At 57.9% G+C, this 14,770-nt stretch carries 13 protein-coding genes and 1 tRNA gene; 2 read left to right on the forward strand and 12 right to left on the reverse strand.

Annotated features, from left to right (window positions below; all coding sequences use genetic code 11):
- Positions 1-47: 47 nt before the first annotated feature.
- Together AC07ED_RS12080 and AC07ED_RS12085 are read right to left on the reverse strand one after the other, a co-directional pair.
- The gene (locus AC07ED_RS12080; protein WP_105234279.1) at positions 48-2,570 is read right to left on the reverse strand and encodes an ABC transporter permease; all 2,523 of its coding nucleotides are present in this window, start codon (positions 2,568-2,570) and stop codon (positions 48-50) included.
- Positions 2,567-3,247 carry an ABC transporter ATP-binding protein gene (locus tag AC07ED_RS12085; RefSeq protein WP_105234278.1) on the reverse strand — a complete coding sequence of 227 codons (681 nt, stop codon included), beginning with the start codon at positions 3,245-3,247 and terminating at the stop codon, positions 2,567-2,569. Before AC07ED_RS12085 ends, AC07ED_RS12080 begins: the two co-directional genes overlap by 4 nt.
- A gap of 19 nt (positions 3,248-3,266) precedes the next feature.
- On the opposite strand from AC07ED_RS12085, the gene AC07ED_RS12090 reads away from it, so the two are divergent.
- Together AC07ED_RS12090 and AC07ED_RS12095 are read left to right on the forward strand one after the other, a co-directional pair.
- A complete protein-coding gene (locus AC07ED_RS12090; RefSeq protein WP_105234277.1) occupies positions 3,267-3,926 on the forward strand; it encodes an arylesterase in 660 nt (219 codons plus the stop codon).
- The gene (locus AC07ED_RS12095; RefSeq protein ID WP_105234276.1) at positions 3,923-4,222 is read left to right on the forward strand and encodes a DUF1330 domain-containing protein; all 300 of its coding nucleotides are present in this window, start codon (positions 3,923-3,925) and stop codon (positions 4,220-4,222) included. The genes AC07ED_RS12090 and AC07ED_RS12095 overlap by 4 nt, the downstream gene beginning before the upstream one ends.
- On the opposite strand, the gene AC07ED_RS12100 is transcribed toward AC07ED_RS12095, so the two are convergent.
- From AC07ED_RS12100 to infA, 10 genes are all read right to left on the reverse strand, one after another.
- Positions 4,209-5,336 (reverse strand): OpgC family protein, encoded by a 1,128-nt coding sequence (locus tag AC07ED_RS12100; protein WP_105234275.1) that lies wholly within the window; start codon positions 5,334-5,336, stop codon positions 4,209-4,211. The genes AC07ED_RS12095 and AC07ED_RS12100 overlap by 14 nt on opposite strands.
- 9 nt (positions 5,337-5,345) lie before the next feature.
- The gene (mdoH, locus tag AC07ED_RS12105; protein WP_105234274.1) at positions 5,346-7,133 is read right to left on the reverse strand and encodes a glucans biosynthesis glucosyltransferase MdoH; all 1,788 of its coding nucleotides are present in this window, start codon (positions 7,131-7,133) and stop codon (positions 5,346-5,348) included.
- 3 nt (positions 7,134-7,136) lie between these two features.
- Complete coding sequence (locus tag AC07ED_RS12110) at positions 7,137-7,328, reverse strand: hypothetical protein (RefSeq protein ID WP_158664468.1); 192 nt, start codon at positions 7,326-7,328, stop codon at positions 7,137-7,139.
- Positions 7,313-8,923 carry an OpgD/OpgG family glucan biosynthesis protein gene (locus tag AC07ED_RS12115; RefSeq protein ID WP_105234273.1) on the reverse strand — a complete coding sequence of 537 codons (1,611 nt, stop codon included), beginning with the start codon at positions 8,921-8,923 and terminating at the stop codon, positions 7,313-7,315. The genes AC07ED_RS12110 and AC07ED_RS12115 overlap by 16 nt, the downstream gene beginning before the upstream one ends.
- Before the next feature lie 351 nt (positions 8,924-9,274).
- Positions 9,275-9,349: transfer RNA gene (locus AC07ED_RS12120), tRNA-Phe, on the reverse strand.
- A 133-nt stretch (positions 9,350-9,482) separates the two neighbouring features.
- Positions 9,483-12,320, reverse strand: coding sequence for a calcium-binding protein (locus AC07ED_RS12125; RefSeq protein WP_211096420.1), 2,838 nt, complete (start codon positions 12,318-12,320; stop codon positions 9,483-9,485).
- 421 nt (positions 12,321-12,741) lie between these two features.
- Entirely contained in the window at positions 12,742-12,918 is a 177-nt protein-coding gene (locus tag AC07ED_RS12130; RefSeq protein ID WP_105234271.1) for a DNA gyrase inhibitor YacG, read from the reverse strand.
- Positions 12,918-13,952, reverse strand: coding sequence for a ribonuclease E/G (locus tag AC07ED_RS12135; RefSeq protein ID WP_105234270.1), 1,035 nt, complete (start codon positions 13,950-13,952; stop codon positions 12,918-12,920). The genes AC07ED_RS12130 and AC07ED_RS12135 overlap by 1 nt, the downstream gene beginning before the upstream one ends.
- Complete coding sequence (locus AC07ED_RS12140) at positions 13,949-14,527, reverse strand: Maf family protein (RefSeq protein WP_211096419.1); 579 nt, start codon at positions 14,525-14,527, stop codon at positions 13,949-13,951. Before AC07ED_RS12140 ends, AC07ED_RS12135 begins: the two co-directional genes overlap by 4 nt.
- A gap of 23 nt (positions 14,528-14,550) precedes the next feature.
- Complete coding sequence (infA, locus tag AC07ED_RS12145) at positions 14,551-14,769, reverse strand: translation initiation factor IF-1 (protein ID WP_067550718.1); 219 nt, start codon at positions 14,767-14,769, stop codon at positions 14,551-14,553.
- Position 14,770: the final 1 nt, after the last annotated feature.

Consider the following 14,770-nt stretch of genomic DNA (forward strand, 5'->3'; position numbering starts at 1 on the left):
CAATAGCAATGCCGCGTTAATCCCTGTTCAATCGACCGTACGCTCGGTCATTCGCGGGCACGCAACACCCGTGCAGGTTTCGCCGCGAGGGGGCGCAGGGCAAAGGCCAGCCCCGCCAACAACGTGGTCCCCATACCGCCCAGAACAATCAGCACGGCGTTGGACCAGATCGGGGCAAAGCTCGTCTCCATCACAAAGGTCGTCACGGCCCAACCGCCCACGATCCCAGCGATCAACGCGACGATCCCCGCCGCCAATCCCAAGAGGACCGAGCGGAGCGCGAAGCTGCGTAGGATCAACCGTCGATCCGCGCCGAGCGTTTTCAAGACCGCCGATTCAAACACCCGCGCCCGTTCGCCCGAGGCCGCAGCGCCGATTAGCACAAGGAACCCCGTGACCAACGTGGCAAGCGCACCATATCGCGTGGCCGCTGCGATACCCGCGACAACGATCATGACTTGATCAATGGCATCGCGCACACGGATCGCGGTTATGTTGGGATAGCTATTGGCGAGGTCACGCAGGATCGCTGCCTCAGCTTCGGGTTGGGCGTAGACGGTGCTGATCCAGCTATGCGGCGCACCCGCAATGGCCGCGGGGTTCAGCGTCATGACAAAGCCCATGCCCGCATTGCTAAAGTCCACTTCGCGGAAGCTGGTGATGGTCGCGGTGATGTCACGGCCAAGGATGTTGACCGTGATTTCATCCCCAAGGGAGAGGCCCATCTCGTCGGCTTCTTCGGCGGCAAAGCTGACCTGCGGCGGGCCATCGTAGCCCTCTGGCCACCATAAGCCTTCGGTCACGGTCGTGCCGTCGGGTGGCGTATCGCCATAGGTTATCCCACGGTCACCACGAACAACCCAGTGATCGACCACATCCGTTGCTTTAACCCCGTTGATGCGGGTCACGATCCCGCGCAGCATCGGTGCGGCCTCATAGTCTTTGACCGCTGGATCGGCGTCTAGACGCGCGCGAAATCCGTCGATCTGATCGGGCTGGATGTCGACAAAGAAATAGGAAGGCGCGACATCGGGCAATTCATCCGAGATCGCCGCGCGAAGGTTGCCGTCGATTTGGCCGACCGCTGCCAGAACCGACAAACCAAGGCCGAGGGACAACACGACCGATGTCGCCTCGCCCCCTTTGGCACCGATGGAGGCCAACGCCAATCGCAGGGTCGGACGCCCCCGCGCCGCACGGCGGAACTTACGGGCTAAGGCGCGGACGCCTTGGGCCGATAGAACCAACAACCCCAGCGCAAAGGCAATCCCGCCTGCGGTCCAGATGGTCAAACGCACGGTGCCCGTGAACCAAATAGCCAACCCAATGAGCAGCGCAACCAAAAGCACCGTAATCGCGATATAGCGGGCGGCAGGAAGGGTCGTGCCCGCGTCGCTCGCATCGCGGAACAGGGTCGCCGCGCGGACTTCTTCGGATCGCGCCAACGGCCAGAGGGTAAAGAGCGCTGCCGTGATCAGGCCGTAGATGCCCGCTTCGATCAGGGGGCGGGGATAGACGGCAAATTCAACAGGGATGGGCAGTTGCGCCGCGATCATGGGCGCGAACAAGAGCGGCATCAGAGCGCCCATGAGGATGCCCAAGCCAACGCCGAGCAGTGTCAGAATGCCGATCTGGATAAAGTAGGTTTGAAAGATCACCCGACGTGTAGCGCCAAGGGTTTTCAGGGTCGCGATGACTTCGGTCTTGCCCGTCAGGTAGGACCGCACGGCAGCCGACACACCGACCCCGCCCACGGCCAAGCCCGACAAACCCACCAAGACCAAAAACGACCCAAGCCGATCGACAAAGCGTTCAACGCCCCGCGCCCCATCGCGACTATCGCGCCACCGCATCCCAGTGTCACGGAAACGCTCTTGGGCCACCTGTTCCAGCGCGGCGAGGTCGGATCCCTCAGGCAGTTTGAGGCGGTAGTTCGTGTCCATCAACGTCCCCGCCGCCAAGAGGCCAGAATCCGCGAGGTCACGCGTCAACACAATCGACCGCGGCCCAAGCCCAAACCCACCAGCCGCGTTATCGGGGTATTTCGCGAGGATCGCGGTGAGCACGAAATCTTGGGTGCCGAGGCGGACAGTGTCGCCTGTAACAACGCCCATCCGTTCGGCCAGCACGCGTTCAACCACGATACCCGGCATGCCATCTGCACCCGCAAGCGCCGTATCCAGTGGCATCGCAGGGTCCAACGTGACCGAACCGATCAAGGGATAAGCTGAGTCCACGGCCATGACCTGCGTCAGACCGCGTTCAACCGTGTCCCGTGTCACAACGAGCATGGATCGGAAATCGACCGTTTCTGACACAGTGTCCGCAATGCCCTCCATCCACGCGCGTTCTTCGTCAGAGGCGAAACGGTAGGTCAGCCCGACCTCTGCGTCCCCACCCAAGAGCGCCGCGCTTTCACGCTCTAACCCTGCAGTGATTGAGGACCGAACCGTGCCAACAGCAGCAATCGCCATGACGCCCAGCGCCAGACAAGCAAGGAAAATGCGGAACCCCCGCAGACCACCGCGCAGTTCACGGCGGGCGAACCGATAAGACAATGACAGGCTCATGCGGCGGATCCGTCGATACGACCATCCCGAAGGCGCACCACGCGATCACACCGCGCCGCGAGGTCGTTCGAGTGCGTCACCATCACAAGCGTCGCCCCATGCCGATCACGAAGCCCAAACAACAGGTCAATAATCGCAGCGCCGTTGGTTTCATCCAGATTGCCCGTTGGTTCGTCCGCCAACAGCAGCTTGGGCCGTGAAACAGAGGCGCGGGCCAGTGCGACGCGCTGTTGTTCACCGCCCGACATTTGCGAGGGGTAGTGGTCTGCCCGAGACGCCAAACCAACCGCCGCCAATTCCGCCTCGGCGCGTTCAAAAGCATCACTGACACCCGCCAACTCCAGTGGGGTCGCGACATTTTCCAAGGCGGTCATTGTGGGAATGAGGTGGAAGGATTGGAACACAACCCCCATATTATCTCTGCGGAACCGCGCCAGAGGGTCTTCGCCCATACGGGTGATATCCGTGCCCAGCGCCGTGATCCGTCCCCCTGTGGCGGTCTCGAGCCCGCCCATCAACATGAGGAGCGATGATTTGCCCGACCCGCTTGGCCCGACAAGCCCCAAGGTTTCCCCCTGCGCCACGTCCAGCGTAATGTCGTGCAAAATATCCACTGGTCCCGCATTGCCCATCAATGACAGGGATACATCTAAAAGGGACAACGCTGGTTTGGTCATAAAGAGGGCTTTCCGTTCAATGCTTTCCTATAAATATGGAGCGCTTCGCCGTGCCTGCAACATCGCTGCGGCAATTGTGATCGGCACAGGCGCTGTTCAGGCCGAAACGATTACGATTGCAGCACTTGGTGATAGTCTAACCCAAGGCTACGGGCTGATCCCCGAGGACGGCTTTGTTCCGCAGCTAGAGGGCTGGTTGATTGAAGACGGCGCGGATGTGTCTGTGCTGAACGCGGGTGTGTCTGGGGACACGACGGCTGGTGGGCTCAGCCGTGTTGCGTGGACCATGACGCCCGATGTGGATGCGATGATTGTAGCACTAGGTGGCAACGACCTGCTCCGTGGAATTCCCCCTGAGGTGAGCCGCGCCAATATCGACGGGATTTTGACCGCCGCAAAGGATGCAGGCGTCCCCGTTCTCTTGATCGGGATGGAAGCACCGAACAACTACGGCCCAGACTATAAACTGGCCTTTGACACTCTCTACCCCGACCTCGCGGCGCAGCATGGGGTACTGTTCTATCCCAGTTTCCTAAGCGCACTCTTTCCCGACGGCGACCTGACCGCTGCGCGTGATCTGATCCAAGCGGATGGTGTTCACCCTAATGCCCAAGGCGTCGAGATCATCGTCGATGCCATTGGACCCTACGCCCTGCAACTGATTGAGCAAACCCAATGACCGCCAAAGCCTATTGGGTGGCGCATGTCACCGTCACTGACCCCGAACTCTACGCCGCCTACCGTCAGGCCGCCGCACCCGCGATAGCGGCTGGTGGCGGTGTGATCCGTGTGTTGGCAGGGGAACAGATCACGGGCGCAGGGAACGCGAGGCCCCAAACTGTCGTCGTGGAATTCCCATCCTTCGACGCAGCGCGGACCTGTTATTTCGGCGAGGCCTACCAATCCACCGTCGCCAAACGGGACGCGGGGGCAGAGGTGGACTTGGTCATCGTTGAAGGCGTTATACCGTCGTAGGTTTCGGCCAATACTGACGCGCCGCCGCCAGCGCGAATTGCGCCACGAGGCCCCCACCGACCAGCATCAGATCGGTCCACACATTATCGCCCAGCACGCGACCCACGCCCTGCAGCCAGATGCAAAGCACCGATCCCAAGGCAAACACAGGCAGCGCCTGACAACCCAAGAGGGCAAACGGTGCCATCGCCTTGGTCCCTGTGAGCCAACGCACGCCCCCAAAGGCCGACAGCACGTAGGCCAGCGCCAGAATGTGCAAGAGGCGCGGCACGCTGAGGAATGTTTTGTCGAAAGCGGTGATGAACCACGGCAGGTGGAATGTTTCTTTGGCGAGCCACATCGTTTGGCCAAAGACCTTTGAGAACGGTGGGACTTGGACTGTGAGCACCCCGACGATCAAAAGGAAAATCGCAGGCACCAAGAGCCACCATGTAACGGGCACAAAGCGTTTCCCCTGTTTGTAATAGACCCCCGTCAAAAGCCCGACCACAAAGATCAGCTGCCATGAGAACGGGTTAAAGAACCAGCCACCTGGCATCGGGAAGTTCGGCAAATTGATCCGCCACATCGCCGCCGAAAACCACAGTGCGATGGACACCAGCAGAACGGTCCGCGGCGCACGCCACGCGAAATAGAACGCAATCGGCGAGACAAAAAGCAGCACGAGATAAAGCGGCAGAATATTCACATAGCCGAACTGGTGGGTCATCAGGATCAACCCGACCGAAGTTTCCAGAGGGTTATACCATAGGTGCTTCATCGCGTTGATGAACAGGATCTCTCCATTCCCCATCCACAGCGCCACCGAGGCCGCTGCAGCAACCGCAGCAAAGGTCGTCAAAATATGCACCTGATAAAGCGTCCACGCGCGACGCCACAACCGCGCGAGCCCTGTCCAGAGCCGCATCGAGTTGTCCTTGAAATCCAGCGAATAGGCGAGGCCTGCAGCCACACCAGACATGAACACAAACCCTTCGGCCGCGTCAGAGAACCCGAAGTTTCGGTTCGTGAAGGCTTCGAGCACGTTGCCGGGAACGTGGTTGATGAAAATCATCACAAGGCAGAGGCCACGGAACACATCGAGGCGCGGATCGCGTTGTTTCACAGGGGTCATAACTGGGCCTTATTCGGCGAAAGGGATAGCATCGGCAGAGGCATCGGCCTCTACGCTTGCGGATGGTGCCCACCGCGAAAGCACATCGGCCTGCAGCGCCATGATCGGCGCCGCAGCGATCTCGGTCGGGGTGGTGAAAAGAGTTGGAAAACCGGGGCGTGACAGCCACGCGATCAGCGCGGGCGAGATCACCATCGGTAAGGCGACAGGCAGCAACCACGGCACCAAGACAGGCGACAACATCTGCGCCGCTCCGATGACGGCGGCGCCCGTGAGGACAATCCAGTAGCTCGCGGACCACGCATCGCCGAACGATAGGCTTCCATCACCACGGCTCTGCGCGGGCCAACCGCCGTCCGCGCCACGCAAAACTTGGCTCACCGAGCGGGTCTGGAACATCAAAAAGATCGGTGCAGTGAGGGTCGAGAGCGCCACTTCGGCCAATGTCGACGCAGCAGCTCGTAGCATCCCGCCAAAGCCCACGACCCGTCCATCGAACCCAGCCTTGATCGCGATCAGCACCTTGGGCAGGAACAACAACCCTACGACACCGACCATGAGGCTCAGCGCCTTAGATACCTGCGACACGGGCAAAACAGGGAAAGGCCAGTTTTCGATGGGAAAGTAGTCAATCGGCGGCGCGAACAACGGGGCCGCGATGGAGGCCGTCAAAAACGCCAGCCAAAAGACGGGCGCGATATAGGCAAGTATACCTTGGAGAAAGACAAACCGGCTCCATGGTTTCAGGCCACGGGCTAGCAAAAGGCGACTGTGCTGCAGGTTGCCTTGGCACCAGCGGCGATCCCGTTTCGCGAAATCGACGATGTTTTCGGGGCCTTCTTCATAACTACCGGCCAGATCGTCATCGACCCGCACAACCCACCCACCGCGGGCGAGCAGAGCCGCCTCAACATAGTCATGCGACAAGATATGTCCGCCAAACGGAGGACGCCCCGCCAATTCAGGCAGAGCGCAACATTGAGCAAAGGCACGGGTGCGCACGATGGCATTGTGTCCCCAGAACGGCCCAGTGCGGCCCTGCATCAGGGCCAAGCCGCGGGCAAAGACAGGGGAATAAAAGGTTGCCGCAAACTGCATCACGCGGCCAAAACGGGACCGCGCGTGGATGATATTCGGCAATGTTTGCAAAAGACCCAAATCGGGCGTCGCGATCATACGGCGCACCATCTCGACCATGGTATCGCCTTCCATCAGGCTATCCGCGTCGAGGATGATCATGAACTCATAGGCAGACCCAGAGCGTTTGATGAAGTCCTCGATATTGCCCGCCTTGCGACCCGTGTTTTTCACGCGACGGCGATAGAACAGCCGCCCATCTCCATCGGTCTCATTCAACAGACGCTCAAACCAATGACGTTCTCGCGCAGCAATCGCATCGTCCCGCGTGTCCGACAGGATGGCAAAGTGGAACCGATCGCCGTGCCCCGTTTGATCAATCGACGCCATCATCGCCGCGACGCGGGCATAGGTGGCAACGGGATCTTCATTATAGACGGGGATCACAACGGCGGTGCGTTCGGTGAAATAACCGGCATGACGCGCGGGAGGTTTGGGTTGGCTGAACAACCCCGCAATCGCGGTAAACGCACCCCAAGCCAGCCAGAACGTCGACGCGAAAATCAATCCCGAACGGACGAAATCCATCACATCGATCCCGTCTGCGGCACCAAATTCAAAGAACAGAGAAAACCCACCGTAGGCCGCTAGAATAGCCGCCAACAGCACAATGGTTCGGATGATCATCACCCGAACGGCTGCCCCAATGGGATGTGCCATCGATTACTGACCAGCCCGCGACGGCAAGAGCGTTAAGGCCCGCAACCAGCCCCGAAACGAGACTGTGATCGGTGCAGAGAGGTCTTGTTCAGGCATCGCCATCGGTGCGTCGGGCAAGGTGCCTGCCGCGCTCATCAAACGCTCTTCCAAGGGTGCAAAGTGTCCTGTCGATCGATCCATTATGCGTTGATCCATTGATAGAGCCACACTTCGGTCAGACGTTGGTCAAACCCGTTCACATAGGCGGAAAGCTCTACGACGGCGTCCGCATTCGCGCGCACATCGATCACCAGCCGCCAAATATCCGTTGCGCTGATTTTCTCGAGGGTATGGCCATAGATTTCACCGCCTGTGGCGTTCAGCACAGGTTCAACCTCTGCCTCGCCATCCAAAGCGGCCATCAGGCCACCTTTGAAATCGATAACGAACTTGCGGGTACCCTTTTCGGCCTCGACGCCAGAAATGCCGCCATGGCCCGAACGGGTTTCAAACACCCAAGCCAAATCCGATCCAGCGTCTTGGGCCAAATCACCCCAACGCAAACGATAGGAAAATTCACGATGGTCGCCAGCAACAGCGCGATCTTCGGGGATCCAATAGGCAACGATATTGTCGTTCGCCTCTAGATCAGATGGGATTTCAACGAGCCGAACATGGCCTTTGCCCCAGTCGCCAATTGGCTCCACGTTCAAAGACGGACGCCGTTCATACCGCGCACCAACGTCCTGATAGCTCGCGAAATCGCGGTCGCGTTGATGCAGGCCAAAACTACGCGGGGCGGCTTCGCTGAAATACGAACCCGTCAGGCGTGGCGGGTTGTTCAACGGTCGCCAAATTACATTGCCATCCGCACGTTCAATCCGCAGACCGTCACTGTCATGGACGTTCGGACGATAGTCATCCCAGCCCGCACGGTTCTTTTCCGAAAACAAGAACATTGAGGTCATCGGCGCAATGCCCAGCTCGACCACATCCTGACGGAAATAGAGACGGCAGGTCACATCCATGAGCGTCTCAGCGCCCGGCTCAATGACGAAACGATAGGCACCCGTGACACTCGGGCTCTCTAGCGCGGCATAGATCGTGAGGGCCGGACCACCGTTCGGATCACGCTCCATATAGAATCGTGAGAACCGCGGGAATTCTTCGCCCTTTTGGGTGCCCGTGTTGAGCGCCAAACCTCGCGCCGACAGTCCATAAGCCGACCCGCGACCCAACGCGCGGAAATAGGACGCCCCCAAGAACGCGGCGACTTCATCCCATTTATCGGGGCGATTGAGTTGCGCATTCAAACGGAACCCAGCCACACCAGGCAAAGCATAGTGATCGGGAACGCGGTCTTTCAGATCGTTGAGGTATTCGAAATCATCGGTCGAAAAGACCATTTCGGTCGCGACACCGTCAGCGACTTCGAAGATGCGGACCGGTTCAGGGAACAGCCAGCCCATGTGAAATGCAGCGAGTCGGAAATCAGACCCGCTGTCCTGCCAACGCGCCGCTTTGTCGTTGAACCGGATTTTCCGATAATCGTCGTAATTCAACCCGTCGATGAAACCTTCGGTCACAGGATGGGGTTCATACACGCCACGCGAGAGCTCTCGCATCTGTTCGGACAATAGATCGAACGAAAATTGCTGCACAGCAGCAACAGAATTCCCCTCAACAGCATCCGCCTCTTGGGCATTGGCAGGAACAGGCATCCCGAGGAGGGTTGCAGGAACAAGCCCAGCAACAAGAGCCAAGAGATCACGACGCGAAACAGACGCATCAGTCGGGCGCAAGGAGGCCATTTTCGTTTTACATCTCAATAGTTTTGCCGGAATCAAGGTCGCCAGCGTTTTTCAAGCTCCCAATTAGTGCCTCGCCCAGATTCTCCGCAAGAGGCAATGTAACAAACCTGTGGCACAAGCGTGTTATCGCCTGAAATCGACTGCGAAATAAGCAGGTTTTCGCACCTCTGGTTGCTGCAATTGCAAACACATCATAGCCGCAATGCAGCCAACGCAGATCAGCCCATACGTGCATGGGCGGTCAGTGCGATTTTGAGTAGCCAAAACAGTTGGCACGCGATGGAGCCGACGAAAAAGTCAGAAACGGCTGCTCGTCAAAGAGCGCATCGATTTATCTGACAGGGTTTTAAATGGTGCCCAGGGGCGGATTTGAACCACCGACACGAGGATTTTCAATCCACTGCTCTACCCCTGAGCTACCCGGGCACCGGTTAGCAAGAAACTCTGTTCCTCGCTGGGTAGCGGCGTTCTAGACAGGTAGCGCGGGGGTGTCCAGAGGCATTTTGACCGATTTTGAATTTGTTTTCCGAATTTTCGCGGAAAGAGGGTATTCCTCTTTCTAGCCCCTACCCGAGAGGTGATAGGAACTGCGGAAGCCTTTGCTGTAACGGGCAACCACATCGCGATCACGCATGTAACCGATCATTCGAGCCAAAGCACCACGTGCGAAACCGCGCAGATGCGGATGCGGCATCAGCATCTTTGCGAGAATCGGACCAACGCGCCAGTAGGTCCAGATAAAGGCCCGACCGAATCTGTTGTGAACGAGGATTTCGTCCCGAACACGGCGCAGGTAGTTCACATCTGGGTGGTAAGTGTCGCCGTAAGCAGCCGTTGCAACAAAGCACGAGCCAGCGCCACCGTCCAAGGTCATGTCGGACACGTCTTCGCCGCTGTAAGGCGTGGTGTCTTCTTCCTCGATCGGCTGGTTCATCGCTTGGATGATTTCGTCGACAGACGGAATGACAGTGGCGTTGGCTTCATATTCGTCGGCCAGCAACGCTTTGGTATCAAGCTCGAGGTCTACACTCTCATCAAGCGGGAATGCCTCGGCGATCCGCATCAGGTAGTCGTCGAGAATATCAGGGTCGAGTGCTGCCAACATAGCGTCAGCTGCATCGCCCGCATTTTCGAGGTGATCGAGCAGCGCTAGCGGATCAGCGTCCTCGAGGAAGGCATCAAGGTCGGCCTGATCGAAAGCATTCAACAGCAGCGGGAGGTTCTCTGCTGGAATGTTTTCAAGCAGCGCATTGACGTCGGTGGTTTCCAAAAGATCTGACAGTTCGTCTGCGCTAAGACCCGACAGGTAATCCGCAACGTCTTCTGGCGATGCCGTCGTCAGGAAGTCTGCGAATTCGGTATCGCCACGCATGTTCTCAACCCGGTCGAGCGTTGCAGCAACACCTTCGGGATCGGTGAAATCAACGAGCGAATTGGTCAGGTCACCCAACTGCCCAGCAGCGCCAAGCAACTCAGTGGTGCCGCCATCAGCATGCAAGAAGATCAGGTCTTCGTCCTGAACGGTGACCGCGCTCATGAGGTCATCAACGGTTTCGTAAGCGCCCATGAAGCTGAGCGTATGCCCCGCAGTCGCATCAAAGCCCGTCACAACGGTATCGCCCGTGGTGTCGATGAACAGATGTGCGCCTTCGCCTTCGATGGTGACGTCGTTTTCGCCTGCCCCTGTGATGACGGTATCTGTGCCTTCACCTGTGGTGACGATGTCATTACCTTCGCCCGTGACAAGCGTGTCATCGCCCGCGCCACCGTCGATGGTGTCGTTGCCTTCGCCACCGAAAATGGTGTCGCGGCCAGCTTCGCCCATCAGCGTGTCATCGCCGAGGTTGCCAGCAATGGTGTCAGCGTGGTCCGTACCGATCAGACGGTCAGAGTAGTCGGCATAGCGGTCAACTTTCGCATCGTTGCCCCACATATCAACGCCAGTGCCGATCGAGAATTCCAGCTTAACGATGTCATAGCCGTCGAGGGACAGATGAATGTCACCATCGCTTGCTGTCACTTCGTCACCCATAAAGGTCTCGGTGAACGGGCGCGACAGATAGGAAAGCGGATCGCCTTCGTCCAAGGTGCTCGAGAACGGGTTATCGATGGTCGAAAGCTGCTGAACCCACAGGTGATCATAGTCGCTGACGAGGTCACCAACGTTCAATTCGATGTCGATCCCATCAGCGGACCGCGATGCGAGGAAGATGACGACCTTTTCGTCATTGCCAAAGGCGTTGATATCCACCTGGTCTTGCGCGGTATCATCGCCGATATCGCTAAAGAACCGCTGCGGATACGACACGTCGATCACCTGCGTATCAACGAGGCTGCGCGACATCATCCGCATCACTTCGCCAGCGGGCGTCAGTTCGCTTGCCGTGCCACCAGGTGCGTCTGCGTCGTTATAAATACGGCCAAGGCGGGTGTAGAGCGCCTTGTAGGTCGTGCCCCAAACAGACGCCTGATCGACACCGTGGACGGCCATGTCCTCGAACATTTCGATGATGTTCGACGCCTGCTCCATCCCGAATTCGTTGCCGACGCGGTTCTGAACGTTCCATTCCGAAACATAGTATTCAACGTCGCCAAAGCCTTTTGCGTAGGCAATATCGTCGAGACGATCAAAGACGCTGCCGCTGGATTGAATCTCAGCGTAGTCATCGGGGTAGTAGTGAGTTTCGATCACATCGATGGCGGCACGGGCCTCCATGTCCATCTCACCGATGATCTGAGGAATATCGTCGCGGTCCCAAGGCAATGCAGTCTGCATCGCAATTTTGGGAGCAACCCAATCCGGATCGCCAATTTCAACACGATACTGTTCGAACAGATCATCCAGCTTTTTGGCCATCAGGTTGACCATCTTGCCGTATTCGGCAGGGGTCTCACGGGCGCCGTTGTTCACCCAGTATTCGTTACCAATGGTGACGGTGTCGAGTTTGGCCTCGCCGTAGAGCCCGTGGATCAGGTCATCGATGTGCGCAAGCAAACCATCAACCGCAGCCTCGTCAGGCAAATGGTTGCCAGCGGCGTCAGTGGCCGCGGAATAGAAATGCTCGGTCGGCAGAACCCAGTCGATTGTCGCGCCTTTGTCAGCGGCGTAAGCGACGAATTCTTTTGCGGTGACAAAATCATCTTCGAGGTTGGCTGGAGCGGTCAAAGACCAGAATTGCTGCGAGGTCGCATTATCTGGTTCGAAAAGTTTTTCGGTAACTGTGCCGCCCGGAAAACGAAAAGACGTCGTGCCCAGTTGGTCGACAAACGTATCGTATTGACCGCCATCAATGGTTCCGTCTTTGGTAAACAGCGCATTAATGCCGAACATCTCGGACGATAATACGTCAGAAGCGTATCCGTCATTTCCGATGATCATTTGCTGTACGATAGCCACGACAAACCCAACCGATGCGAGATGAAGAGAACGGCACCCGAACTCTGAGGACGCTTGTGCGCCTCAACTCAATCATCGCGGGAAAAGCAGTGATACTTAAGGAAACAGAGGTCTAACCAACGGTCACGACAGGAGAGTGACCTGACCAAATTTCACATTTCTGACCCTTAATAAGAGTCAAAAATATTCATTCGTATACTTCATGTATTTTTAAGGATAAAAATTTTTGCCACCTTCAGGCGCAAACATAAGCCGTCGGATACACCCAGAAATCACCTTAAGGTTGTTTAAAATTCTAAAAAATGATGATTTGAGAATCTAAAACAACTTTAATCAGAAGTTTGCTTTCCGATTCGCCTCGGCTGAAAATGAAAAGGCCTCCCAAATGGCGGCCTATTTCGTCACTTTTCTCCGATTGCGACTAATGCCGCAGTGGGGGCATTTCATCTTCTGGGATATCTGACTCATCGATCGGTTCGGCGGACGGAATGGCGTAAGAACCCGACAACCACTTAGCCAAATCGATGTCCGCGCACCGCTTGGAACAGAACGGGCGGTATTTCTGATCCGTCTCTTTCGCGCAAATCGGACAGGCCATTACAGCCCCCGCAGGATCGCAGCCAAAGGCAGACGTTCGCGTTTGCGCTGCAACTCGAACAGGCCCATCGTCGTCCAACCCACAAGGCTCGTCTCAATAGCGTCGTTGCGGAACGATGCGCGCAAGGACTGTTCGACCTGCTTGCGATGCGCCTTTGAGATCGGCGCGAAATCGACGGCAAGCTGGCCACCTAGGCCACGCAGACGCAAGGCACGCGGCAACATACGGCTCGCAGCCAAGTTCGCCTTGAGAGCAGCAGCAGGCGAGGTATCCCCGCCCGTATTCACATCGACCGCCACCAAGGCTCGGGTCGCTTCGACATACATGTGGCCTTCGCCCAGATCGATGAACGGCGATTTCAGCGCTTCGATCTGATCCATGACGCCGTGATCTTCGAAACAGCCTTCGTCGGTTACGACCTCAGCCGCAGACACCCATTCACGCCACGCGAGGACATGCGGACCATCCCCTTCGGTCAGAGCTTCAGGCTCCGTTCCTTCAAGGTCATTCAAGACGGCGTTCGCCAGATCAGCCATCGCTGCGATGTCCTCCGCGATATCGTCGTCATCGGCACCAGCACAGGACGACCGCAGGATCAGACCGTGTTCGATCCCTTCCATGACGGCGTGACCGATGGCACTGATACGTGCGCGGTCTTCTTCGTCGTCGATAGAGCGGCTGACGTTCACGCCCGGCTTGCCCGGTGTGACGATCGCATAGCGGCTTTTGAACAGAACGCGGTCGGTCACAGGAACGGCCTTACCCGCCTCGGTGTAGCCAGTAACCTGAACCAGCATCGGCTGACCAGGACGCAGACCCTTGCTCTGACGTAGGAACGCTGTCTCGCCCTCAGGTAGACGCAGCATCATACCGCCCTGCCCCTTGAGCGGACGATCACAGATCGCGCGGAAAATCGCACCGGGGCGCGGCTGGCTATCATCGTCGATCAGCAGATCTTCGAGCTTGCCATCCACCATCAGCGCGGCAGCTTCGCGCTCGCCGACGTGGTCCAGAAGGATCGAACGTCCCTTCATTGTTCTACTCCGTATAAAGGAAAGCCCGCAGCGGTCAGTAAACCAGCGGTTTCGGCCAGCGGAAGGCCGACGACGCCCGTAAACGACCCGTTGATCCACGGGATAAAGGCGCCCGCGGGCCCTTGGATCGCATATCCGCCCGCTTTGCCCTTCCAGTCGCCTGAGGCGAGGTACGCATTCACTTCGGGATTAGAGAGACGTTTCATCGCCACGGTCGTGACAACGTCCGTCTGCCAAATCTTATCGCCACGTTTCACCGCAACGGCAGTGATCACGCGGTGACGACGACCTGAGAGAGCAAAGAGGAACGCAGCGGCCTCAGCCTCGTCCACGGGTTTGCCCATGATGCGGCGACCCAGCGCAACCGTCGTATCGGCGCAGAGCACAACCTCCTCCGCGCCACAGGGCACAGCAGAGGCCTTATCAGCGGCAATACGATTAACATAGTCGCGCGGCTGTTCGCCCTTACGCGGATCTTCGTCCACGTCAGGCGGGCGCACCGCAAATGGCGTTACCCCGATCTGCGCCAAAAGCTCCAGTCGCCGCGGCGAACCAGAGCCCAAGATAAGCTGCAAACCGGATGTCGGTGAAACCGTGCTCACCGAAAACGATAGTTAATCCGACCTTTGGTGAGGTCGTAGGGGGTCATTTCCACCTGAACCTTGTCGCCCGCGAGGACGCGGATGCGGTTCTTGCGAAGTTTACCTGCCGTGTGTGCGATGATCGTATGGCCGTTTTCAAGCTCGACCAGGAATGTCGCGTTCGGCAGGAGTTCCTTCACGACACCGGGGAATTCGAGCAGTTCTTCCTTGGCCATG

The organism is Aestuarium zhoushanense (assembly GCF_056431045.1).

Coding starts and splice junctions, on each gene's coding strand:
- AC07ED_RS12080 (WP_105234279.1), bottom strand. CDS start 2,570: ATGAGCCTGTCATTGTCTTATCGGTTCGCCCGCCGTGAACTGCGCGGT.
- AC07ED_RS12085 (WP_105234278.1), bottom strand. CDS start 3,247: ATGACCAAACCAGCGTTGTCCCTTTTAGATGTATCCCTGTCATTGATG.
- AC07ED_RS12090 (WP_105234277.1), top strand. CDS start 3,267: ATGCTTTCCTATAAATATGGAGCGCTTCGCCGTGCCTGCAACATCGCT.
- AC07ED_RS12095 (WP_105234276.1), top strand. CDS start 3,923: ATGACCGCCAAAGCCTATTGGGTGGCGCATGTCACCGTCACTGACCCC.
- AC07ED_RS12100 (WP_105234275.1), bottom strand. CDS start 5,336: ATGACCCCTGTGAAACAACGCGATCCGCGCCTCGATGTGTTCCGTGGC.
- mdoH (WP_105234274.1), bottom strand. CDS start 7,133: ATGGCACATCCCATTGGGGCAGCCGTTCGGGTGATGATCATCCGAACC.
- AC07ED_RS12110 (WP_158664468.1), bottom strand. CDS start 7,328: ATGGATCAACGCATAATGGATCGATCGACAGGACACTTTGCACCCTTG.
- AC07ED_RS12115 (WP_105234273.1), bottom strand. CDS start 8,923: ATGGCCTCCTTGCGCCCGACTGATGCGTCTGTTTCGCGTCGTGATCTC.
- AC07ED_RS12130 (WP_105234271.1), bottom strand. CDS start 12,918: ATGGCCTGTCCGATTTGCGCGAAAGAGACGGATCAGAAATACCGCCCG.
- AC07ED_RS12135 (WP_105234270.1), bottom strand. CDS start 13,952: ATGAAGGGACGTTCGATCCTTCTGGACCACGTCGGCGAGCGCGAAGCT.
- infA (WP_067550718.1), bottom strand. CDS start 14,769: ATGGCCAAGGAAGAACTGCTCGAATTCCCCGGTGTCGTGAAGGAACTC.